Here is a 21038-nt window from a genome sequence, read left to right on the forward strand (position 1 = left end):
GCTTTTTATTGACAGACAAACCGGCGAACCGGTGCTTTCCTAGCTTGCGATTTCCAGCCCCTCGCGGGACATTCCCTTGAATTCCGGCATGAGGGAGATCAGCTTGCGGCTGTACTCATGCTCGGCATTGGTGAACAGTTTCTCGGTCTCGGCCACTTCCACCAGATGACCGTGCTGCATCACACCGATGCGGTCGCACATCTGGCGGATGACCGGCAGATCGTGACTGATGAACAGCATGGTGAGCCCAAGCTCCTGTTGCAAGTCTTTGAGCAGGTTGAGGATCTGGGCCTGCACCGAGACATCCAGCGCCGAGGTCGGCTCGTCGCAGATGAGGAAGCGCGGGCGGGTCGCCAGGGCGCGGGCAATGGAGATGCGCTGGCGCTGGCCACCGGAGAACTCGTGGGGATACTTGACCCCGGCGCCGCGGCCCAGGCCCACGTGATCCAGCAGGTCCCCGACGATCTGCTCTATCTGCCGCTCGCTCTCGGCGAGGCGGTGGAAGCGGATCGGCTCGGCGATGATGTCACGCACCTTCATGCGCGGGTTCATCGAAGAGTACGGGTTCTGGAACACCATCTGCATCTGGCGGCGCAGGGGGCGACGCTCGTGCTCCCCTTTCAGGGCGGTGAGATCGATCCCCTCGAAGACAATCTTGCCGGTATCGGGCGGATAGAGCCCGGTGATGGCACGGGCGATGGTGGATTTACCGGAGCCCGACTCCCCCACCAGACCGAAAGTCTCACCCTCGAAGATCTCGAAGCTGATGTTGTTGCAGGCGCGCACGTACTGGCGGCGGCTCGGGAAGATGGAATCCTTGGTGACGAACTTCAGATCCACGTTCTCCACCCGCAGCAGCGCGCCTTCATAGGTGCGCTCGTCCTGACTCTGGCCGAGCCAGTGGGTTTTGAGATCGATGCTGGTATCCGCCGCACCGGCATCCTCGATATAGGAGACCAAGGGGAAGCGCACCAGCTTCACATCCGAGCGGGGCACCGCCGAGATGAGGCTGCGGGTATAGGGGTGATTGGGGCGGCCCAGCACCTGTTCCGTGGTGCCGAACTCCACCAGATCGCCGCGGTACATCACCGCCACCTTGTCGGTGACGTTGGAGACCACCCCCATGTCATGGGTCACCAGCATGCAGCCTACCTGGCGCTCTTTGCACAGGTTGCGGATGAGCTGGAGGATCTGATCCTGGATGGAGACGTCCAGCGCCGTGGTCGGCTCATCGGCGATGATGAGCTCGGGATCCCCGGAGAGGGCGATGGCGATCACCACCCGCTGGCGCATGCCACCGGAGAACTGGTGAGGATACTGCTTGATGCGCACGTCCGGGTTCGGGATCCCCACCGCCCCCATCAGCTCGAGGGCCTTGGCAAAGGCCGCCTCGCGGGACAGGTCGGTGTTGGCGAGGATGGTCTCCACCAGCTGCTGCTCCACGGTGAACAGCGGATTGAGGGAGGTCATGGGATCCTGGAAGATGAAACCGATGCGCGAGCCACGAATGGCCCGCATCTCGTTCTGGCTCTTGCCGGAGATGAGCTCGCCGTTGAGGTAGATATCGCCACGGGCGATGCGACCGGGCGGGCTCAACAGATCGATGACGGCGTTGCCGATAGTGGATTTGCCAGCGCCGGACTCACCGACGACGCCGACGATCTCGCCCTTTTCAACAGAAAAAGAGAGATCCTTGACCGCGGCAAGCACCCCGTAGCGGGAGGGGTACTCGATCCGCAAGTTTTTGACTTCAAGCAAGGACATGGTTACCTCTGCGGGGGACATCCGTCCCAAATAATTCGTCCGTAAATCAGCCGCAGATGCTGGTTGTGCCTTGGTACTGCTCGAGAGCCGTTGTTGTGTAATTAACGCTCAATCCATGAGGCAGCCAAACCAGCGATCCGGGCGGGTTTTTTGCATTTTTTTGGAATAACCCGCGAGTAAGTTAGTCGGTTTGCCCGCGGGTGTAAATGATCCAGTTATACAATTTCGCAATACTTTGCCCAGAGAATGCCGACACCCTGGGGTTAAAATGTCGATAAAAGTCACATTACCAGAGATTACGCTGGCAATGCGAGACCATCAACCAATTATGTTTCAACAAAATAGCAACAAACCATCTTATTCACTATCAGCATTATGCTGACCAGCTTCGAATGAGTAGTGAATATTTATGTGAAATGATTTTTTGACGGCAGCATATCTGGAGTAAGGAAAAATAGGCAGAGCTAAATAGGGACAATGCAGAAGGATCAACCTGGGCCACAGGCCCGCCGGCACGGCAAGCCGGGAGGGATTGCATACAAAAAAACGCAGGCCCCTCAGGGCCTGCGTGTGCGGTATATCCGGCCTCTTTGCAAGAGGAGAGCAGTGAAAAAACAGCGAGAGGGCGTTCAGATGCCGCCCCCCCTCACCAGTGGGCAAGCAGTTGCATGCAGGCCAGGGCGAACAGGCCGGCAATGAGATCGTCCAGCATGATGCCAAGCCCGCCGTGAATGCGGCGATCGAACCAGGAGATGGGCCAGGGCTTGAGCACGTCGAACACCCGGAACAGCACGAAGCCCGCCAGCACCCACTCCCAGCCGGCCGGGGCCGCAATCATGGTGACCCCGAATCCGATGACCTCGTCCCAGACGATGGCCCCGTGATCCGGCATCCCGATGGCGTCGGTGGCGCTCTGGCAGATGCGGATGCCCGCCACGAAACCCACCACCAGCAGGGCGATGAACCAGGAGGTCGGCAGCCCGCTCACCAAGAGATAGAGCGGGATGGCTGCCAAGGTCCCCATGGTGCCCGGCGCCTTGGGGGAGAGGCCGGAGCCAAACCCCACCGCCAGGAAGTGGAGCGGGTTTTTAAGGTTCAGCCGCGTCAGTTCGGGCTTTATCTTGAAAGACATCATGCGAAGTGATCCCAGCCCTTGAGGTGCAGTTCGACGGGTTGTTCGTCCTGCAGGTAGTCGATGCCAGGCTCCCCGGCCAGGATGCGACCGATGCGGGTGAACTTCACGCCACAATTGGCCAGTGCCGTGTCCAGGGCACCGTGATGCTCCTGGGGGACGGTGAAGCAGAGCTCGTAGTCGTCGCCCCCGGCCAGAGCCAGTTGCCAGGCATCCATGGCCGGCACCGCATCCTGCAACACGGGGGAGAGGGGCAGCAGATTGAGATCGATCTGGGCCCGCACACCGGACGCCTTGAGGATGTGGCCGAGATCGGACGCCAGGCCGTCTGAGAGATCCAGGGCGCTGCTGGCCAGCCCGCGCAGGGCCTGACCGGCCAGGATGCGGGGATGGGGATGGTCGAGGCGTGGCAACACGGCCGCCAGCTGGTTCTCGTTGAGGGTGCGCTTGCCCAGCAGGTGGGAGAGCGCCAGGGCGGCATCTCCCAGGGTACCGGTCACGTAGACCCCGTCACCGGCCTTGGCGCCGCTGCGCATCAGGGCGCGACCTGCCGGGACCGATCCTTTCACCGAGACGGTGATGGAGAGGGGCCCGCGGGTCATGTCTCCCCCCACCAGCGCCACGTTGTAGTACTCGGCGAGCTCGAGGAACCCTTCGGCGAAACCGGCGACCCAGCGCTCGTTGATGGCGGGCAGGGTCAGGGCCAGGGAGACCCAGCGCGGCTCGGCACCCATGGCGGCCAGATCGGAGAGATTGACCGCCAGCGCCTTGTAGCCGAGATCCACCGGATCCATGTCGGGGAAGAAGTGCACGCCGCTCACCAGGGTGTCCGTGCTCACCGCCAACTGGGCGTCGGGGGGCAGGGTCAGCAGGGCACAGTCATCTCCAGGGCCCATCACCACGTCCTTGCGGGCGTGGGGGACCTTGAAGTACTTCTCAATCAGCTCAAATTCACCCATACAGTAAAAAGCCAGCAATAAGCTGGCTCCTCTCTTAATTGCTGACGGACAGCAGGATCAGCGCTTGGGCAGCGTCTTGATCACCTTGTCCAGGACGCCGTTGACAAACTTGTGGCTGTCATCGGCGGCGAAGGCTTTGGCCAGCTCGATCGCTTCGTTGATCACCACGCGCGGCGGCACATCTTCACGACGGGTCAGCTCGTAGGTCGCCAGACGCAGGATCGCCTTGTCCACCATGTCCACTTCTTCCAGCGGACGGGAGAGGAAAGGCGCGAACACCTTGTCCAGCTCGTTGCAGTGGACCGCAACCCCGAACAGCAGATCGCGGAAATAGTTCAGGTCCACACCCTTGGTGTCCTGATCGATCTTGAACTGCTCTTCGATGTCGCCCACGTTGGCCTGGGTCATCTGCCACTGGTAGATGGCCTGGGTGGCGCAATGGCGGGCCTTACGGCGCTCGGACGGTTTCAATGCATTTCTCCTCGTTACACGTCCAGTTGTTTCAGGACGTTGATCATTTCGAGCGCGCTCAGTGCAGCCTCTGCACCCTTGTTACCCGCCTTGGTACCGGCGCGTTCGATGGCTTGTTCAATGTTTTCGGTGGTCAGCACGCCGAAGGCAACGGGAATGTCGTATTCCATCATTACCTGGGCCAGACCCTTGCCGTTCTCGCTCGCTACCAGTTCGAAGTGGTAGGTACCGCCGCGGATGACGGTGCCGAGTGCGACGATGGCGTCGTATTGACCGCTCTTGGCCAGCTTCTTGGCCGCCAGGGGAATTTCGACGGCCCCCGGTACGCGCACCAGGGTCAGATTGCTCTCCTGGACCTGACCTTGACGCTTCAGCACGTCCAGCGCGCCGTTCACCAGGCTGTCATTGATGAAGCTGTTGAAACGGGCAACGACAATAGCAACACGCGCCTCGGGAGCGGCGATATTTCCTTCGATAATCTTCATTGGAAATCCTGTCTCTGTGCAATCAATTAGGGGCCGGGCTCAAAAGTGCACGCATTCTAGCACAACAGAGCCGCGACAAAAAACCATGGCCGCAACGGGCGGCCATGGTGATGAATTCAACCATACTCAGCGCTTACTCGCCGACGTACTCCACCACTTCCAGACCAAAGCCACCGAGGGCATGGTACTTCTTGGGAGAGCTCAACAGGCGCATCTTGCCGACCCCCAGCGCCTTGAGGATCTGGGAACCGACCCCGACCCGGCGCGAGGTGCCCTGCCACTTGGCCCCTTCCGGTGCCAGCCCCTTGTCGGCGGCTTCAAAACCCTTGACCCTGGCCAGCAGCTCGGCGCCATGGGCTTCCGCCCCCAGGATCACCAGCACCCCGCCCTCGTCGGCGATGCGGGCCATGGATTTGGGCAGCGGCCAGCTGCGGGCGCTGTGGCGGTCGGTGAGCAGCAGATCGCTCAGCACGTCGTGCAGGTGCACCCGTACCAGGGTCGGCTGGTCGGCCTTCACGTCCCCTTTCTTCAGGGCGAAGTGCACCTGGTTGTCGATGGTGTCGCGGAAGGTGACGAGGTCGAACTCGCCGTATTCGGTGGGCAACTTGCACTCGGCCACCTTCTCTACCGTGGTCTCGTGCTGGTTGCGGTATTCGATAAGGTCGGCAATGGTGCCGAGCTTGATGCCGTGCTGCTCGGCGAAGATCTCGAGATCCGGGCGCCGGGCCATGGTGCCGTCTTCGTTGAGGATCTCGACGATGACGGAGGCTGGCTCGAAGCCGGCCAACCGGGCCAGATCGCAGCCCGCTTCGGTGTGGCCGGCGCGGGTCAGCACACCGCCATCCTGCGCCATCAGCGGGAAGATGTGGCCGGGCTGCACCAGATCGGCGGCCTTGGCATGGGGCGCCACCGCGGCCTGCACGGTGACAGCGCGGTCGGCGGCGGAGATGCCGGTGGTCACCCCTTCCGCCGCCTCGATGGAGACGGTGAAGGCGGTGGAGAACTGGGCATTGTTGCGATCAACCATCAGCGGCAGCGCCAGCTGCTTGCAGCGATCCCGGGTCAGGGTCAGGCAGATGAGGCCACGACCGTAGCGCGCCATGAAGTTGATGTCTTCCGGGCGGACACAGGAGGCGGCCATGATCAGGTCCCCTTCGTTCTCCCTGTCTTCGTCATCCATCAGGATCACCATCTTGCCAGCCTTGATATCGGCAATGATTTCCTGGGTCGTGCTCAGCGCCATGGGCTACTCCATCAACATGCTTGGGGATTGAGCCAGTCGGCTCGACTTGATACTGCGTATTGTGCTCTAGATGGGGGCACGCGGCCCCGTTTCAATCCGCGCGGGATCACAGAACCGCGTTTTCCCGTCAAAACGGCTCACAAGAATCCGGACTGGGCCAGCTTCTCCAGGGTCAGGGTAGAGGCACTGCTCTCCTCGCGCTTGCCCGTCATCAGCCGCTCCAGATAGCGGGCTATCTGGTCCACCTCGAGGTTGACCCGGTAGCCGGGTTTCCAGCGGGCGATGGTGGTCTCCTGGGCGGTGTGGGGCACGATGGTCAGCCGGAAGAGATCCCCCTGCACGGCGTTGACGGTGAGGCTGATGCCATCCACCGCAATCGACCCCTTCTCGGCGATGTAGCGGGAGAGTTCCCCCGGCGCCTTGATCCAGTATTCGATGGCGCGGCCGCTGGACGATTTGCTCTTCACCTCGCCGATACCGTCCACGTGGCCGGAGACCAGGTGGCCGCCGAGGCGGGAAGTGGGCATCAACGCCTTCTCGAGGTTGACCGGATCCCCTACCTTGGCGGCAGAAAAACCGGTGCGGGAGAGGGTCTCCAGGGAGACGTCGGCGGTATAGCTGTGATCCCCGAGCGCCACCACGGTGAGGCAGACGCCGTTGGTGGCGATGGAGTCGCCCAGCTTGACGTCACTGAAGTCCAGGGTCGGCGCGTGCACGGTGAGGGCCATGTCCTCCCCCTGGCGACGCAGCTCGGCCAGGGTTCCCACCGCTTCGATAATTCCGGTAAACATGCAGATCACCTTGCTGATGACGGGGGCGACGGATGCCCCCGTGAACATTGAAAAATCAGGCTATTTTCGCAGTGATGCGAATATCCTGGCCAAGCATGCGCACATCCTTGAGGTTGAGTTTGGGGGCCTGGAACAGCCGGGTCAGCCCCGGCAGATGGAACAGGCCGCGCCCCTCATCCCCCATCAGTTTGGGCGCCTGATAGAGCACCAGCTCGTCCACCAGCCCCTTCTCCAGCAGGGCGCCGCACAGCCGCGGCCCCGCCTCCACCAGTACCGAGTTGACGTTCTGTTTGGCCAGCAGCATGAAGAGGCTGACCAGATCCAGCTTGCCATCCAGCAGCGGCACCTCCAGCTGCTGCACCCAGGCGGGCCACTCACCTGATGCCTTGTGGCGGGCCAGCAGTACCGGGCTCTCGCTCTGGAACAGGGGCAGATCCGGGGTGAGCCGGTTTTGCGAATCCACGATGACCCGCAGTGGCTGGCGCAGGGTCTCTTTGGGATAGACCGCCTTGACCGAGGGGGGCAGCTCGTCCCAGCGCACGGTGAGGGAGGCACCATCCGCCAGCACGGTTTCGGCGCTGGAGAGGACCGCATCGTGACGTGCCCGCAGCCGCTGCACGTCCCGGCGCGCCTCCGGAGAGGTGATCCACTGGCTCTCGCCACTCGCCATGGCGGTGCGACCATCCAGGCTCGCCCCCAGCTTGACCGTCACCAGCGGAAACGCGGTGCGCATCCGTTTGAAGAAACCGGGGTTCAGGGCCTCGGCTTCCGCGGCCAGCAGGCCGAAATCGGTCTTGATCCCCGCCTCGGAGAGCATCCGCAGGCCGCGCCCGCCCACCTGGGGATTGGGATCCACCATGGCTGCCACCACCCGGGTCACCCCGGCCTTGATGAGCGCCTCGGCGCAGGGCGGCGTGCGACCATGATGGGAGCAGGGCTCCAGGGTCACATAGGCGGTGGCACCGCGGGCCTCTTCCCCTGCCGCGTGCAGAGCATAGACCTCGGCATGGGGCTCACCGGCCCGCTTGTGCCAGCCCTCCCCCACCACCACGCCGGCCTTCACCAGCACGGCGCCGACGCAGGGGTTGGGAGCCGTGGTGTAACGGCCGCGCCGGGCCAGTTCGAGGGCCCGGCTCATCCATTGGTAATCGTCTTGACTAAACATCCGGGCTCCTGTGTCCAGCAACCTGTCCCCCGTGGCACGGCCATCCGATGGGACAAGAAAATAGGGTGTACGCGCTTGCCGCACGCCTTCTCGGGCAGATCGGCCATGGCATCTGACGCCATGGCGACGGGCACACACATCGCAGGATGCGGCCGCACGCCCTCATACTTTTTCACCAGTGCAACGATGCGCTATCTAGATGTCTCACTGGTGTAACAACTGGCGCTGCCGCAACGGCAGGCCCTCTCTTATTCACATAGGGAGCGGCAGGCCGGCGTTACTTCTCCAGCTTGGCGATCTCTTCCCCGAATTCGCGAATGTCTTCAAAGCTGCGGTAAACGGAGGCAAAGCGGATGTAGGCCACCTTGTCCAGGCTCTTGAGCTCATCCATCACCAGATTGCCCACCAATTGGGAGGCCACCTCCCGCTCGCCGGTGGCCCGCAGGCGGGACTTGATGTGGTTGACCGCCTTCTCTATGGCCTCCATGCTCACCGGCCGCTTCTCCAGCGCCCGCAGAATGCCGGCCCGCAGTTTGTCTTCGTTGAAGGGCTCGCGGGAGCCGTTGGACTTGATGACGCGGGGCATGACCAGTTCGGCCATTTCGAAGGTGGTAAAACGCTCGTGACAGAGCAGGCATTCGCGACGGCGGCGCACCTGATGGCCCTCGGCCACCAGACGGGAATCGATCACCTTGGTATCAACGGCACTACAGAAAGGGCAATGCATCTGACCTCCGGCGTGGATGAAAATGGGCGCGGGCCCCGGGGGCTGGCGCTAGGCCGGCCAGTGTAACACGGCCATCCAGAACCGGTAAAAGCCCATGAAAACAAGGGACAACCTGCCGGGCCTTCGGGCAGGACTCAGTCATCATAGGGCAACGCCTCGGGGTCGCAATCCAGGTAATCGGGCTCAGGATCCACAACAAAACGACGCGCCTCGATATGGCTGTGGCCCAGCATCAGCGCCTTGCCCACCCGGTGCATGCCATCCATCACCCGGCCGGCGCTGTCCAGCAGGATGGGATAGGCGAGATCCGCCGCCATCATGAGCTGGCAATGCGCCACCACGCTGCGCACCGTGGGCGTGGCGTCGCCATGGCCGTACCAGCGGTCGCGGTCAAGCTCGGCAATCTCGCCGAGTGCCACCGCCTGCACCGGCAGGTTGCGGCTCAGCCGGATCAAGCGGCGCACATCCCAGGCCAGCAGCCCCTGTTCGCTGGCGCGAAAGTGGTACTGGGCGCGAACCGTCTGCCGCAGTGACGCCTCCAGCGCGTCCTCTTCCATGTCATTGCACATGGTCACCTCTGTCTCATCTTGCCAGACGCTGCAAAAAACAATGCCACCCGAGGGTGGCATTGGTCTTCAACCTGAAGGTCAGGCTGATTATGCGTAGACCGGGAAACGGCGGCAGATGTCCAGCACCTTCTCGCGCACGGTCGCCAGCACTTCTTCGTTGTCGTGGCTGTCCAGCACGTCACAGATCCAGTTGGCCAACTGGATGGACTCGGCTTCCTTGAAGCCGCGGCGGGTGATGGCCGGGGTGCCGATACGCACGCCGGAGGTCACGAACGGGGAACGCGGGTCGTTCGGTACGGAGTTCTTGTTGACGGTGATGTTGGCCTTGCCGAGGGCTGCGTCGGCATCTTTGCCGGTCAGCTCGCGACCGATCAGGTCAACCAGCATCAGATGGTTGTCGGTGCCGCCGGAGACGATCTTGTAGCCGCGCTCGATAAAGGTCGCCGCCATGGCCTTGGCGTTCTTGACGACCTGGGCCTGGTAGGTCTTGAACTCGGGCTCCAGCGCTTCCTTGAAGGCCACGGCCTTGCCGGCGATGACGTGCATCAGCGGGCCACCCTGACCACCCGGGAAGACGGCGGAGTTCAGCTTCTTGTACAGATCTTCGTCGTCCGCGGCGGAGAGGATCAGACCACCGCGCGGACCGGCCAGGGTCTTGTGGGTGGTGGAGGTGACCACGTGAGCGTGGGGCACCGGGTTCGGGTAGACGCCGGCGGCAATCAGACCGGCCACGTGGGCCATGTCCACGAACAGGTAAGCACCGATCTTGTCGGCGATTTCGCGCATGCGGGCCCAGTCGACGATGCCGGAGTAGGCGGAGAAGCCGCCGATCATCATCTTCGGCTTGTGCTCAACGGCCAGGCGCTCCATCTCGTCGTAGTCGATCTTGCCGGACTCGTCGATGCCGTAGGGGATGATGTTGTACAGCTTGCCGGAGAAGTTGACGGGGGAGCCGTGGGTCAGGTGACCGCCGTGGGCCAGGTTCATGCCGAGCACGGTGTCGCCCGGTTGCAGCAGGGCCATGTAGACGGCGCTGTTGGCCTGGGAGCCGGAGTGTGGCTGCACGTTGGCGTAGGTGGCACCGAACAGCTCTTTGGCGCGCTCGATGGCCAGGGTTTCAACCACATCCACATACTCGCAACCGCCGTAGTAACGCTTGGCCGGGTAGCCTTCGGCGTACTTGTTGGTCAACTGGGAGCCCTGGGCTTCCATGACGCGGGGGCTGGTGTAGTTCTCGGACGCAATCAGCTCGATGTGCTCTTCCTGACGACGGGTCTCGTCTGTGATGGCCTGCCACAGCTCTGGATCATAGCCGGCGATGGTCATGTCACGTTTCAACATCCGTTTATCTCCTGAAAATCGTTTGCGCGATAGGTGAAGTGGGCCCGCGCATTGTAACGTGAGCTGGATCAAAGAGACAGTCCAACCACCCAAAAAATTGTTTATAAAATGTAAAATACGTCGCAAATTTCGAATCCCGCCCCCTGGCTTCGCTCATCCCCCCGGCCTCCCCACACCCGCAATCCGGCTCCAGCCATCGTCCCCGCTTCCCGGGCAAGGCGATGAAAACCAGAGCCAGATCATGGATATAGCATTTACTAATAGATAACATCTTTAGGCCATGGGACATCTGCACGAGCGGGTGTCGCTCCCTGCCATCCCGGAACACAAGGGGAAACGCCATGATGGATCATCTGATGCTGTTCGTGATTGTCGCGGTCTTCGCTCTCTTCTACTGGGTCTACTACACCGCCAGCCGCAAGGGTGCCTGCACCGCCAACTGGGAGACACTTCCCACCCGGGAGCAGTACCTGGCGGCCCATCCCGGCGCCGCCGACGGGGATCTCATCTTCTGCATCCATTGCGGTCACCATCAGCAGCGGGAGGTCGGCCTGGTGCACCAGGTGGATTACCGCCGACAGCACATCTGCCCCCGTTGCAAGCAGGTGCTCTATCGCGTCGAGGAGTAGGTTGGCCTTCTCGTCGCCCACGGCGATCCCGCAATAGCGCCCCCCTCTCCTGGCGCTATCCAGCCAAAAGGCCCCATGAGTTTCCTTTATTTTTAAAGTCGTTAGAATCGGGGGCCATCAAGGCTCCCGATTGTCATCCACGGAGGAAAAATGCAGGAATTCATGGCGACCAGCGAACGCCGGGCCGAGCTTTACTGGTGGTTTTCCACCCTGTTTGCTGCCGAACTCAGTGATGCACAGATCGCTGAATACGACACCTATGACGTGCGCAGCTTCTTGAAGAGCCTCTCTACTCTCGACCCCATGCGCGAAGCCGTGGCCGAGCTCAACGACGCCATCGCCCGCCTGCTGGTGCGCCCCGAGCGCCAGACGGCGCTGGCCGCCGACTTCGCCGGCCTGTTCCTGAGCGCTCCCGGGCAGGGTGCCCTGCCCTACGAATCCCTCTACCGGGGCGAAGGCAAGCAGCTGATGCAGGCCCCCATGACCGAGATGCAGGCACGCCTCGATCGCCTCGGCATCAACGTCAGCGACAAATACAATGAGCCTGCCGATCATCTGGCCATCGAGCTGGATCTGATGGGCAGCCTCATCATCCGCGCCGCCGAGTCGACCACCGCCGACCAGCGCGAGGCGTGGCTTGGCGAGCAGGAGTCCCTGCTGCACGGTCACCTGCTGGGCTGGTTCGAGCGCTTCGAGCAGGCCTGCCGGGCCGCCGACACGTTTGGCTTCTACGGTGCCAGTGCCCGCCTGCTGGGGGTGTTCCTCAAGATGGACGCCAACTACCTCTCCCTGGTCAAACCGGCACCGTCCGCCGACTGAGCCCGGCATGAAGACAGCCCTGCTTCTTATCGCATGCTGGCTGCTGGCCCTGATCCCGCTGGATCAGGGTCTCACTCCCCTCGTGACGCTGCTGTTCAACCCGGACCGCGCGCTCTACGGCACCGCCCAGCTCACCGGCTTTGCCGGCATCCTGCTGGCCCTCTACCTCGCCAATCTCGGGGTGGAAGTGGTGCTGCGTCGCCGCTTCCAGATAGCGGGCATGCTGGCCCTGCTCGCCGCCTGGGCAGATTTCATCAACAGCAGCGGCACCGAGAGCCACTGGCTGGTGCTCTACGCCATGGCGTTGCCGTTTCATCTGGTGGGCTGGCTGGTATTTGTTCGCGGGATCCAGGCGTTTGGCCGCCAGAAAGGCTGACATCTCGTTGATTTCACACCCTTCTCACACTTTCTTTCTCTCCTGACACTTCCTGCCATACTGACACAGTCGTCCTAATGACAAAGCAATCAATTCAGGAGCCTCCATGGAAAAAGTGCTGCCCGAATCGGTTCCGACACGGTATTTGTCAGGCCCGCTCTCTCCCTACGAGTTGCAACAGCTGTTCGCCCAGGCGCCCGTCGGGATTGGGGTCTTCGATCACGAATTCAGGTGTCGCGACGTCAACGGACGCTTTGCCGAACTGACCGGCCTCGCGCGGGCAGAGCACCCGGGCAAGACGCTGTTCGACATTGTCCCTGCCCAGACTCCCCAACTGCTCCCGCTGTTTCAGCAACTGCGACAAGGGCCCCCCCCGATGCGCATTTGAGGTGGAGACGGTCGGTCTCTCCCGCGCGGCCTCCCCCGCACGCTGGCAAGTGAGCGTCAGCTCCGTGCTGGATGAGGAGGGCACCTTCAGCGGCATCTTCCTCGTGATGAGGGAGTCCGTACAGACAAGCACCCACCTCGACGCACCCGCGTCCCCCGGCCTGCAGGAGATGGCCCACCGCCATGCACTGCGTCTCTATCAGGCCGAAGCCCGCTTGCAGCACCTCTCCTATTACGATCCTCTCACCGATCTCGGCAATCGCCATCTGCTGCAAGAGCGCCTCACTCTGGAGATAGAGACGGCCAGGGTGAACCGCCACGTCCTGGCGCTGCTGTTCATCGATCTCGACGGCTTCAAGCTCATCAACGACAACCTGGGGCACAGTGCCGGCGATCTGCTGCTCAAGCTGTCGGCAGACCGCATTCGCCACTGCCTGCGCCCCGGAGACATCGCCATCCGGCTGGGGGCAGACGAATTTCTGGTGTTGCTGCCCGCCATCAGAGACACCCAGGATCTGCTGGGTCTCATCGAGGGGTTGCAACGCAGGCTGCACGATCCCGCCGACATCGCCCAGGAGCGGGTGAGGCTCTCCGCCAGCATCGGCATCTCCCTCTATCCGGAGCATGGCCAGACCCCGGACAGCCTTATCAGCGCGGCGGACAACGCCATGCATGAAGCCAAGCGCCGTGGCCGCAACGGCTATCTGTTCCACTCCCCCGACATGACGGCACAGACCAGGGAGCGGATGCTGCTGGAGCAGGGACTGCTCAAGGCCATTGAGCAGCAAGAGTTTCGCCTGCTCTACCAACCCATGACGGATCTGGCGGATGGTCATCTCAGCGGCCTGGAGGCCCTGATCCGCTGGCAGCATCCCAGCCTTGGCATGATATCCCCGGACCGTTTCATTCCGGTGGCAGAGGAGTGCGGTCTCATCGAACCACTGGGCGAATGGGTGATGCGCACCGCCTGCCGGCAAGGGCAGCAGTGGCTGGCCGAAGGGCTCGCCGTGCCCCGGCTCTCGGTCAATGTGTCGGTCAGGGAGATGCGTTCCCACGACTACGTGGAGCGGGTGACAGCCATTCTGGCCGAGACCGGTTTTCCTGCCGAACGGCTGGAGATCGAGGTGACCGAGAGCATCATCCAGAGCGTGGATCACAGTCTGCGGCTCTTCACCCGCCTCAAGGCGCTGGGGGTACAGATCGCCATCGACGACTTCGGCACCGGTTTCTCCTCCCTGAGCCTGCTCAGGAGCCTGCCCATCGATCGCATCAAGATAGACAGGGCCTTCGTCCAGGCGTTGCCCGACGACAAGCACAGCCGCGAGCTGTGCCGTACCATAGTCCAGCTGGCCAGCTCCCTCGGCATGGCCGTCACGGCGGAAGGGATAGAAACCCAGCCCCAGCGCCAGTTCCTGCAATCCCTGCGTTGCGAGGAGGGACAGGGCTACCTGTTCAGCCATCCCCTGCCAGAACCCCAGCTGCCTTCCCTGCTCCCCGTCCGCCATTGAGCCTTGGCCGCGCCACCACGAAAGCAAAGAAGGGAGCCCATGGCTCCCTTCTTTGCCCTCAACGTGTCCTCTCACCTGCTATCTTCGTCGCTATCCAAAAGTCTAATTGCCCTCGGGAACCAAAGGTATAAGTTGTTACTCAATCATTAAGAAAATGTATTCACAGGAGTGAGAGATGAGCGAGAGCAAGGTCTACCCGGTCAAGGCCCACATCGGCAACGGCGCCCTGCTGGACAAGGAAGGTTATGAAGCCATGTATCAGGCGTCGGTGCAGGATCCGGACGCCTTCTGGGGGGAGCAGGGCAAGATCCTCGACTGGATGACCCCCTACACCCGCGTCAAGAACACCTCCTACGATCCGGGCCACGTCTCCATCAAGTGGTATGAGGATGGTCTGCTCAACGTCTCGGCCAACTGCCTGGATCGTCATCTGAGCGAGCGCGGCGACAAGGTCGCCATCATCTGGGAAGGGGACAACCCGGCCGAAGATCGCAAGATCACCTATCGCGAACTGCACGCCGAAGTGTGCAAGTTTGCCAACGTGCTCAAAGCCCAGGGGGTCAAGCGTGGCCACATGGTCTGCCTTTATATGCCCATGGTGCCGGAGGCGGCCATCGCCATGCTGGCCTGTACCCGCATCGGGGCCGTGCACAGCATCGTCTTCGGCGGCTTCTCGCCGGAGGCGCTCTCGGGCCGCATCATCGACTCCGGCGCCTCCGTCGTCATCACCGCCGATGAGGGGTTGCGAGGCGGTCGCCCCATCCCCCTCAAGAAGAACGTGGATGAGGCCCTTACCCACCCGGATACCAAGGTCAGCAAGGTGATCGTCCTCAAGCGCACCGGTGGCAACGTGGCCTGGCACGATCACAGAGACATCTGGTGGCATGATGCGGTCAACGCCGCCAGCCCGGATTGTCCGCCCGAAGCCATGGGCGCCGAAGATCCCCTGTTCGTGCTCTACACCTCCGGCTCCACCGGCAAACCCAAGGGTGTGCTGCACACCACGGGCGGCTATCTGGTCTATGCCGCCCTCACCTTCAAATACGTGTTCGATTACCACGAAGAGGACATCTACTGGTGTACCGCCGACGTGGGCTGGGTCACCGGTCACTCCTATCTGGTCTACGGGCCGCTGGCCAACGGCGCCACCACCGTCATGTTCGAAGGGGTGCCCAATTACCCGGCCACCAACCGCATGAGTCAGGTGGTGGACAAACACCAGGTCACCATCCTCTATACCGCCCCCACCGCCATTCGCGCACTGATGGCCAAGGGCAAGGAGGCTGTCGAAGGCACTTCCCGCACCAGCCTGCGCATCATGGGGTCGGTGGGTGAACCCATCAACCCGGAAGCCTGGGAGTGGTACTACCGCACCATCGGCGACGAGCGCTGCCCCATCGTCGACACCTGGTGGCAGACCGAGACCGGCGGCATCCTCATCACTCCGCTGCCCGGCGTCACCGCGCTCAAGCCCGGCTCGGCCACTCGTCCCTTCTTCGGAGTACAGCCTGCTCTGGTGGACAACCTGGGTGAGCCGCTGGAAGGCGCCACCGAGGGCAACCTGGTGATCACCGACTCCTGGCCCGGCCAGATGCGTACCGTGTTCGGCGATCACGAGCGCTTCGAGCAGACCTACTTCTCCACCTTCCCGGGTCGCTACTTCACCGGCGACGGTGCCCGTCGCGACGAGGACGGCTACTACTGGATCACCGGCCGGGTGGATGATGTACTCAACGTCTCCGGCCACCGCATGGGCACCGCCGAAATCGAGTCCGCTCTGGTGGCCCATCCGAAGATCGCCGAAGCGGCGGTGGTGGGTGTTCCCCACGAGATCAAGGGACAGGGCATCTACGCCTATGTCACCCTGATCGCCGGGGAAGAGCCGAGCCGCGAGCTGCACAAGGAAGTGAAGGAGTGGGTGCGCAAGGAGATTGGCGCCATCGCGACACCGGACGTGATCCACTGGGCCGAGGGGCTGCCCAAGACCCGTTCCGGCAAGATCATGCGGCGTATCTTGCGCAAGATCGCCACCGGCGAAACCGACAGCCTGGGGGATATCTCCACCCTGGCGGATCCGGGGGTCGTGGACAAGCTGATCCGCGAGAAGTCGGAAGCGGCGTGAGTCTCTTCCACACGTCAACAGAGCCGGCCACGTGCCGGCTTTGTTGTCTTCGGGATCCGGACAGGGCAGAGTTCGGTGGCAGGCCGGGCTTGCGGGCAAACCAGACCAATAAATAGCCAGATGTAGAGATTAGACCAGTAAAATGCTGCTAATTTTCACGAAATCAATATAATTGCGAAATCTGTGTGTCAGGGCACACCGATTTGTGCAAAAATTGGCTAGATTTTTGGTAGTCCAAAGATAGCTGATAGATAGCAGCATAATCATCGAGGATGTACTCAATATGTCGCAACATCACCGAATCCTCCTGCTTAACGGCCCCAATCTGAATCTGCTGGGCAAGCGGGAACCGGGAATCTACGGCAGCAAGACGCTCGATGAGATCGTCGCCGATCTGACGCGCAGCGCCAGCGAACTCGGTGTCACCCTGGAACATCTGCAATCCAATGCCGAGCACGAGCTGATCGGCCGCATCCATCAGGCCATGGGCCAGGTGGATTTCATCATCATCAATCCCGCCGCCTTCACCCATACCAGCGTTGCCCTGCGCGATGCCCTGCTGGGTGTGGCCATCCCCTTTATCGAGGTTCACCTGTCAAACGTTCATGCCAGGGAGCCCTTCCGTCATCACTCCTATCTGTCTGATGTCGCCAAGGGGGTGATCTGCGGGTTGGGTGCCGATGGTTACCAATTCGCTTTAACCGCGGCCGTGCATCAGTTGCGCGCGGCTTGATAATCACTGATCAGATAAAGAAGAAAGAGAATGCTAATGGATATCCGCAAAATCAAGAAGCTGATTGAACTGGTTGAAGAGTCCGGCATCGCCGAGCTGGAAATCTCCGAAGGGGAAGAGTCCGTTCGCATCAGCCGTAATTTCTCCGGCCAGGTTAGCGTTGCCCCGCAGATGATCATGCCCCAGGCCGCAGCTCAGGTTGCCGCACCGGTTGCCGCTGCTCCGGCAGCAGCCGCTGCACCTGCTGCCGATGCCGCCCCGAGCGGTCATCTGATGCGCTCCCCCATGGTGGGCTCCTTCTACCGCTCCTCCAGCCCGGAAGCCAAGCCGTTCGTGGAAGTCGGTCAGCACGTCAATGTCGGCGACACCCTGTGCATCGTCGAAGCCATGAAAATGATGAACCAAATCGAGTCTGACAAGGCCGGCGTGATCAAAGCGATCCTGGTTGAAAATGGTCAGGCCGTCGAGTTTGACGAGCCGCTGTTCATCATCGAATAAGGGAAAATGCCACCCATGTTGGACAAAGTAGTCATCGCCAACCGCGGTGAAATTGCCCTGCGGATCCTGCGCGCCTGCAAAGAGCTCGGGATCAAGACAGTGGCCGTTCACTCCACTGCCGATCGGGAGCTCAAGCATGTGCTCCTGGCGGACGAAACCATCTGCATCGGCAAACCTGCCAGCGGTGAGTCCTACCTCAATGTGCCGGCCATCATCGCCGCCGCCGAGGTGACCGGTGCCGTCGCCATCCACCCGGGCTACGGCTTCCTCTCCGAGAATGCCGACTTCGCCGAAGTGGTCGAGAAATCCGGCTTCATCTTCATCGGCCCGCGCGCCGAGACCATTCGCCTGATGGGTGACAAGGTCTCTGCCATCGAGGCGATGAAGAAGGCGGGCGTGCCCTGCGTACCCGGCTCCGACGGCCCGGTGGACAACGATGCCAAGCGCAACGCCGCCATCGCCAAGCGGATCGGGTATCCGGTGATCATCAAGGCCGCCGGTGGCGGTGGTGGTCGCGGCATGCGCGTGGTGCGCAACGAGGCCGAACTGGCCTCCGCCATCGCGCTGACCAAATCCGAAGCGGGCCAGTTCTTCAAGAACGACATGGTCTACATGGAGAAGTACCTGGAGAATCCGCGCCACATCGAGATCCAGGTGCTGGCTGACGGTCAGGGTACCGCCCTCTATCTGGGTGAGCGGGACTGCTCCATGCAGCGCCGTCACCAGAAGGTCGTGGAAGAGGCGCCGGCCCCCGGCATCACCGAGGAGATGCGCAAGTTCATCGGTGAGCGCTGTGTGCGCGCCTGTCTCGAGATCGGCTACCGCGGTGCGGGTACCTTCGAGTTCCTGTACGAGAACGGCGAGTTCTATTTCATCGAGATGAACACCCGTATCCAGGTGGAGCATCCGGTCACCGAGATGGTCACCGGCGTCGACCTCATCAAGGAGCAGCTGCGCATTGCCGCCGGTCAGCCCCTGTCGATCACCCAGCAGGACATCCGCATCCGTGGCCACGCCATCGAGTGCCGGATCAATGCCGAAGATCCGGCCACCTTCCTGCCCTCTCCCGGTCTCATCCAGCGCTTCCACGCGCCGGGCGGCCTGGGCGTGCGCTGGGAATCCCACATCTATGCGGGTTACAAGGTCCCCCCCTACTACGACTCCATGATCGGCAAGCTGATCTGCTACGGGGAGAACCGCGACGTGGCCATCGCCCGCATGCGTCACTCCCTCGACGAGCTGGTGGTAGAAGGGATCAAGACCAACATCGCCCTGCAAAAAGAGATCATGAAGGACGAAAACTTCCAGCACGGTGGCACTAACATCCACTACCTGCACAAGAAGTTGGGTCTGTAATGGCTTGAGGCCCGACCCATTGAGCACGGTGGCAACACAGAACAGCCACTACCTGCACAAGAAGTCGGGTCTGCAAAGACCCCTTTCATCGGGATATTGCGCGATCCACCCGGATCGCCAACGTAAAAAAGGGCCATGGCGACATGGCCCTTTTTTGTTATTCTTGCGCCCCGCTCACTCGTCGGAGGCCACAGTGAACCGTTTCGCACTCGCCCGTCGGGAAGCAGCCTTCTGCCTGCTGCTGACCCTGCTCTACTTTGTCGCCTGGTATGGCTCGGCTTATTTCATCCCCGAGGATCTCGAGCTGTGGGACCTGCCCCTCTGGTTCCTGCTCAGTTGCATCCTGATGCCCCTGCTGTTCATCGGCCTCTGCGCCCTCATGGTGGATCGCCTGTTCGTCGATATTCCCCTGGATAGCGAGGTCCCCCCCCATGAATCTTGAGCTGATGCTGCCGCTCTGCATCTATCTTGTGCTGGTACTGGGGGTCGGTTTCTGGGCCAGTCGCCACCGGACCGGCGGCAACTTCATGCAGGAGTACTTCATCGGCAACCGCAGCATGGGGGGGCTGGTGCTCGCCATGACCCTGGTGGCCACTTATACCTCTGCATCGTCCTTCATCGGCGGGCCGGGTGCCGCCTACAAGGTCGGCCTCGGCTGGGTATTGCTGGCGATGATCCAGCTGCCCACCGTCTGGCTCACTCTGGGGGTGCTTGGCAAGAAGTTCGCCATCATCGCCCGCCGGGTCAATGCGGTGACCATCAACGACATGCTGTGGGCCCGCTACCAGAGCAGGGCGGTGGTCGTGCTGGGCTCGGTCACCATCATCCTCGCCTTCATCGCCACCATGGTGGTGCAGTTCATCGGCGGCGCCCGTCTGCTGGAAACGGCGACCGGCCTCAGCTATCAGCAGGGGCTCTTCCTGTTTGCCAGTTGCGTGCTGCTCTACACGGTGATCGGCGGCTTTCGCGCCGTGGTGATGACGGATGCCCTGCAGGGCATTGTCATGCTCATCGGCACTGGCGCCCTGCTGGCGGGCATCCTCATCGCCGGTGACGGGTTGCCGAATCTTGTCCACCAGCTCAAGGAGATAGATCCCAAGCTGGTGAGCCCCCAGGGGGCCGGCGACATGCTGACCCAGCCCTTCATGCTGAGCTTCTGGGTGCTGGTCTGCATCGGGGTGGTGGGCTTGCCCCACTCGGCGCTGCGCTGCTTTGGCTACCGGGACAGCAAGGCGCTGCACCGGGGCATCCTCATCGGCACCATCGTCTGCGCCCTGCTGATGTTCGGCATGCACCTGGCCGGGGCGCTGGGCCGCGCCATCCTGCCCGGCATGGACAGCCCGGACAAGATCATGCCCTCCCTGATGATGGAGGTGCTCCCCCCCTGGCTGGCCGGGGTCTTCCTGGCCGCCCCCATGGCGGCCATCATGTCCACCATCGACTCCCAGCTGATCCAGGCCTCCGCCACCCTGGTGAAAGATCTCTACCTCAATTACCTCAACCCCAGGCAGGAGAAGCTGGAGGTCCGGGTGCCGCGCCTCTCCCTGCTCTGCACCCTGATCCTGGGTACCCTGGTGCTGCTGGCGGCGCTCCAGCCCCCCGAGATGATCATCTGGCTCAACCTGCTCGCCTTCGGCGGCCTGCAGGCGGTCTTCCTCTGGCCCCTGGTGCTCGGCCTCTACTGGTCCAGGGCCAACGGCCCGGGAGCCCTGGCCAGCATGGTCTGCGGCATCCTCTGTTACGGTACCTTGAGCCAGTGGGGGATCAAGGTGGCCAGCCTGCACGCCATCGTCCCGAGCCTGACCCTTGGCCTGGCAGCCTTTGTCCTGGTCAGCCTGCTCACTCCTGCCCCGGATCAGCGTGTCCGTCGATTGTTTGATCAAAATTAAGAAAAGGATCAATAAAGGAAGGCTCGCCTATTCCCAAATGGGGGCTCACGGGTAAAATGTGCGCCACGTCACAA

The 21038-nt window shown here is 62.1% G+C and carries 21 protein-coding genes and 1 pseudogene; 11 read left to right on the plus strand and 11 right to left on the minus strand.

Annotated features, from left to right (window positions below):
* Positions 1-39: 39 nt before the first annotated feature.
* The 11 genes from H7R73_RS17670 to glyA form a co-directional block, all read right to left on the minus strand.
* Positions 40-1764, minus strand: a complete 1725-nt coding sequence (locus H7R73_RS17670) for a dipeptide ABC transporter ATP-binding protein (RefSeq protein ID WP_010675387.1) — start codon at positions 1762-1764, stop codon at positions 40-42.
* 646 nt (positions 1765-2410) lie between these two features.
* Positions 2411-2899, minus strand: a complete 489-nt coding sequence (locus H7R73_RS17675; RefSeq protein ID WP_103259664.1) for a phosphatidylglycerophosphatase A family protein — start codon at positions 2897-2899, stop codon at positions 2411-2413.
* Positions 2896-3855: a thiamine-phosphate kinase gene (gene thiL / locus H7R73_RS17680; protein WP_039040298.1), complete on the minus strand. Its 960-nt coding sequence runs from the start codon at positions 3853-3855 to the stop codon at positions 2896-2898. The genes H7R73_RS17675 and thiL overlap by 4 nt, the downstream gene beginning before the upstream one ends.
* A gap of 57 nt (positions 3856-3912) precedes the next feature.
* Positions 3913-4326 carry a transcription antitermination factor NusB gene (nusB, locus tag H7R73_RS17685; protein WP_010675390.1) on the minus strand — a complete coding sequence of 138 codons (414 nt, stop codon included), beginning with the start codon at positions 4324-4326 and terminating at the stop codon, positions 3913-3915.
* Positions 4327-4340: 14 nt separating this feature from the next.
* Positions 4341-4811 (minus strand): 6,7-dimethyl-8-ribityllumazine synthase, encoded by a 471-nt coding sequence (gene ribH / locus H7R73_RS17690; RefSeq protein ID WP_010675391.1) that lies wholly within the window; start codon positions 4809-4811, stop codon positions 4341-4343.
* 133 nt (positions 4812-4944) lie between these two features.
* A complete protein-coding gene (ribBA, locus tag H7R73_RS17695; protein WP_039040299.1) occupies positions 4945-6054 on the minus strand; it encodes a bifunctional 3,4-dihydroxy-2-butanone-4-phosphate synthase/GTP cyclohydrolase II in 1110 nt (369 codons plus the stop codon).
* Between the two features lie 137 nt (positions 6055-6191).
* On the minus strand, positions 6192-6845 hold the full coding sequence (locus tag H7R73_RS17700; RefSeq protein ID WP_039040359.1) for a riboflavin synthase: 654 nt from the start codon (positions 6843-6845) through the stop codon (positions 6192-6194).
* Between the two features lie 55 nt (positions 6846-6900).
* The gene (ribD, locus tag H7R73_RS17705; RefSeq protein ID WP_039040300.1) at positions 6901-8010 is read right to left on the minus strand and encodes a bifunctional diaminohydroxyphosphoribosylaminopyrimidine deaminase/5-amino-6-(5-phosphoribosylamino)uracil reductase RibD; all 1110 of its coding nucleotides are present in this window, start codon (positions 8008-8010) and stop codon (positions 6901-6903) included.
* Between the two features lie 277 nt (positions 8011-8287).
* Complete coding sequence (gene nrdR, locus H7R73_RS17710) at positions 8288-8737, minus strand: transcriptional regulator NrdR (protein ID WP_010675395.1); 450 nt, start codon at positions 8735-8737, stop codon at positions 8288-8290.
* A 134-nt stretch (positions 8738-8871) separates the two neighbouring features.
* Positions 8872-9306, minus strand: coding sequence for a hypothetical protein (locus H7R73_RS17715; protein ID WP_182951757.1), 435 nt, complete (start codon positions 9304-9306; stop codon positions 8872-8874).
* An 87-nt stretch (positions 9307-9393) separates the two neighbouring features.
* The gene (gene glyA, locus H7R73_RS17720) at positions 9394-10647 is read right to left on the minus strand and encodes a serine hydroxymethyltransferase (RefSeq protein WP_010675397.1); all 1254 of its coding nucleotides are present in this window, start codon (positions 10645-10647) and stop codon (positions 9394-9396) included.
* A gap of 341 nt (positions 10648-10988) precedes the next feature.
* On the opposite strand from glyA, the gene H7R73_RS17725 reads away from it, so the two are divergent.
* From H7R73_RS17725 to panF, 11 genes and pseudogenes are all read left to right on the plus strand, one after another.
* Positions 10989-11276: a hypothetical protein gene (locus H7R73_RS17725; RefSeq protein ID WP_042883236.1), complete on the plus strand. Its 288-nt coding sequence runs from the start codon at positions 10989-10991 to the stop codon at positions 11274-11276.
* A 150-nt stretch (positions 11277-11426) separates the two neighbouring features.
* On the plus strand, positions 11427-12095 hold the full coding sequence (gene torD, locus H7R73_RS17730; RefSeq protein ID WP_039040303.1) for a molecular chaperone TorD: 669 nt from the start codon (positions 11427-11429) through the stop codon (positions 12093-12095).
* 7 nt (positions 12096-12102) lie between these two features.
* The gene (locus H7R73_RS17735; protein WP_103259661.1) at positions 12103-12471 is read left to right on the plus strand and encodes a hypothetical protein; all 369 of its coding nucleotides are present in this window, start codon (positions 12103-12105) and stop codon (positions 12469-12471) included.
* 106 nt (positions 12472-12577) lie between these two features.
* Positions 12578-12859, plus strand: a complete 282-nt coding sequence (locus H7R73_RS24585) for a PAS domain-containing protein (RefSeq protein ID WP_103259660.1) — start codon at positions 12578-12580, stop codon at positions 12857-12859.
* A gap of 199 nt (positions 12860-13058) precedes the next feature.
* Positions 13059-14366: pseudogene (locus H7R73_RS17740) on the plus strand (putative bifunctional diguanylate cyclase/phosphodiesterase); the annotation flags it as partial.
* A gap of 175 nt (positions 14367-14541) precedes the next feature.
* Complete coding sequence (gene acs / locus H7R73_RS17745; protein ID WP_048207056.1) at positions 14542-16488, plus strand: acetate--CoA ligase; 1947 nt, start codon at positions 14542-14544, stop codon at positions 16486-16488.
* Positions 16489-16771: 283 nt separating this feature from the next.
* Positions 16772-17221, plus strand: coding sequence for a type II 3-dehydroquinate dehydratase (gene aroQ / locus H7R73_RS17750; protein ID WP_039040307.1), 450 nt, complete (start codon positions 16772-16774; stop codon positions 17219-17221).
* Between the two features lie 36 nt (positions 17222-17257).
* Positions 17258-17719 (plus strand): acetyl-CoA carboxylase biotin carboxyl carrier protein, encoded by a 462-nt coding sequence (accB, locus tag H7R73_RS17755; protein ID WP_010675405.1) that lies wholly within the window; start codon positions 17258-17260, stop codon positions 17717-17719.
* 15 nt (positions 17720-17734) lie between these two features.
* A complete protein-coding gene (gene accC, locus H7R73_RS17760) occupies positions 17735-19075 on the plus strand; it encodes an acetyl-CoA carboxylase biotin carboxylase subunit (RefSeq protein WP_039040308.1) in 1341 nt (446 codons plus the stop codon).
* 193 nt (positions 19076-19268) lie between these two features.
* Entirely contained in the window at positions 19269-19517 is a 249-nt protein-coding gene (locus tag H7R73_RS17765) for a YhdT family protein (protein ID WP_039040309.1), read from the plus strand.
* Positions 19507-20964 (plus strand): sodium/pantothenate symporter, encoded by a 1458-nt coding sequence (gene panF, locus H7R73_RS17770; protein ID WP_103259659.1) that lies wholly within the window; start codon positions 19507-19509, stop codon positions 20962-20964. Before H7R73_RS17765 ends, panF begins: the two co-directional genes overlap by 11 nt.
* The last annotated feature ends 74 nt before the right edge of the window (positions 20965-21038 follow it).

The sequence above is a fragment of the Aeromonas sp. WP2-W18-CRE-05 genome (genome assembly GCF_014168615.1).
GTDB lineage: Bacteria > Pseudomonadota > Gammaproteobacteria > Enterobacterales > Aeromonadaceae > Aeromonas > Aeromonas caviae.

Excerpts from the sequence above, each read along its gene's own strand:
- glyA (WP_010675397.1), bottom strand. The coding sequence starts at position 10,647 with ATGTTGAAACGTGACATGACCATCGCCGGCTATGATCCAGAGCTGTGG.
- ribD (WP_039040300.1), bottom strand. The coding sequence starts at position 8,010 with ATGTTTAGTCAAGACGATTACCAATGGATGAGCCGGGCCCTCGAACTG.
- torD (WP_039040303.1), top strand. The coding sequence starts at position 11,427 with ATGCAGGAATTCATGGCGACCAGCGAACGCCGGGCCGAGCTTTACTGG.
- H7R73_RS17735 (WP_103259661.1), top strand. The coding sequence starts at position 12,103 with ATGAAGACAGCCCTGCTTCTTATCGCATGCTGGCTGCTGGCCCTGATC.
- ribH (WP_010675391.1), bottom strand. The coding sequence starts at position 4,811 with ATGAAGATTATCGAAGGAAATATCGCCGCTCCCGAGGCGCGTGTTGCT.
- H7R73_RS17670 (WP_010675387.1), bottom strand. The coding sequence starts at position 1,764 with ATGTCCTTGCTTGAAGTCAAAAACTTGCGGATCGAGTACCCCTCCCGC.
- H7R73_RS17715 (WP_182951757.1), bottom strand. The coding sequence starts at position 9,306 with ATGTGCAATGACATGGAAGAGGACGCGCTGGAGGCGTCACTGCGGCAG.
- H7R73_RS24585 (WP_103259660.1), top strand. The coding sequence starts at position 12,578 with ATGGAAAAAGTGCTGCCCGAATCGGTTCCGACACGGTATTTGTCAGGC.
- H7R73_RS17675 (WP_103259664.1), bottom strand. The coding sequence starts at position 2,899 with ATGATGTCTTTCAAGATAAAGCCCGAACTGACGCGGCTGAACCTTAAA.
- H7R73_RS17725 (WP_042883236.1), top strand. The coding sequence starts at position 10,989 with ATGATGGATCATCTGATGCTGTTCGTGATTGTCGCGGTCTTCGCTCTC.
- nrdR (WP_010675395.1), bottom strand. The coding sequence starts at position 8,737 with ATGCATTGCCCTTTCTGTAGTGCCGTTGATACCAAGGTGATCGATTCC.
- acs (WP_048207056.1), top strand. The coding sequence starts at position 14,542 with ATGAGCGAGAGCAAGGTCTACCCGGTCAAGGCCCACATCGGCAACGGC.
- ribBA (WP_039040299.1), bottom strand. The coding sequence starts at position 6,054 with ATGGCGCTGAGCACGACCCAGGAAATCATTGCCGATATCAAGGCTGGC.
- thiL (WP_039040298.1), bottom strand. The coding sequence starts at position 3,855 with ATGGGTGAATTTGAGCTGATTGAGAAGTACTTCAAGGTCCCCCACGCC.
- accC (WP_039040308.1), top strand. The coding sequence starts at position 17,735 with ATGTTGGACAAAGTAGTCATCGCCAACCGCGGTGAAATTGCCCTGCGG.
- H7R73_RS17700 (WP_039040359.1), bottom strand. The coding sequence starts at position 6,845 with ATGTTTACCGGAATTATCGAAGCGGTGGGAACCCTGGCCGAGCTGCGT.
- panF (WP_103259659.1), top strand. The coding sequence starts at position 19,507 with ATGAATCTTGAGCTGATGCTGCCGCTCTGCATCTATCTTGTGCTGGTA.
- accB (WP_010675405.1), top strand. The coding sequence starts at position 17,258 with ATGGATATCCGCAAAATCAAGAAGCTGATTGAACTGGTTGAAGAGTCC.
- aroQ (WP_039040307.1), top strand. The coding sequence starts at position 16,772 with ATGTCGCAACATCACCGAATCCTCCTGCTTAACGGCCCCAATCTGAAT.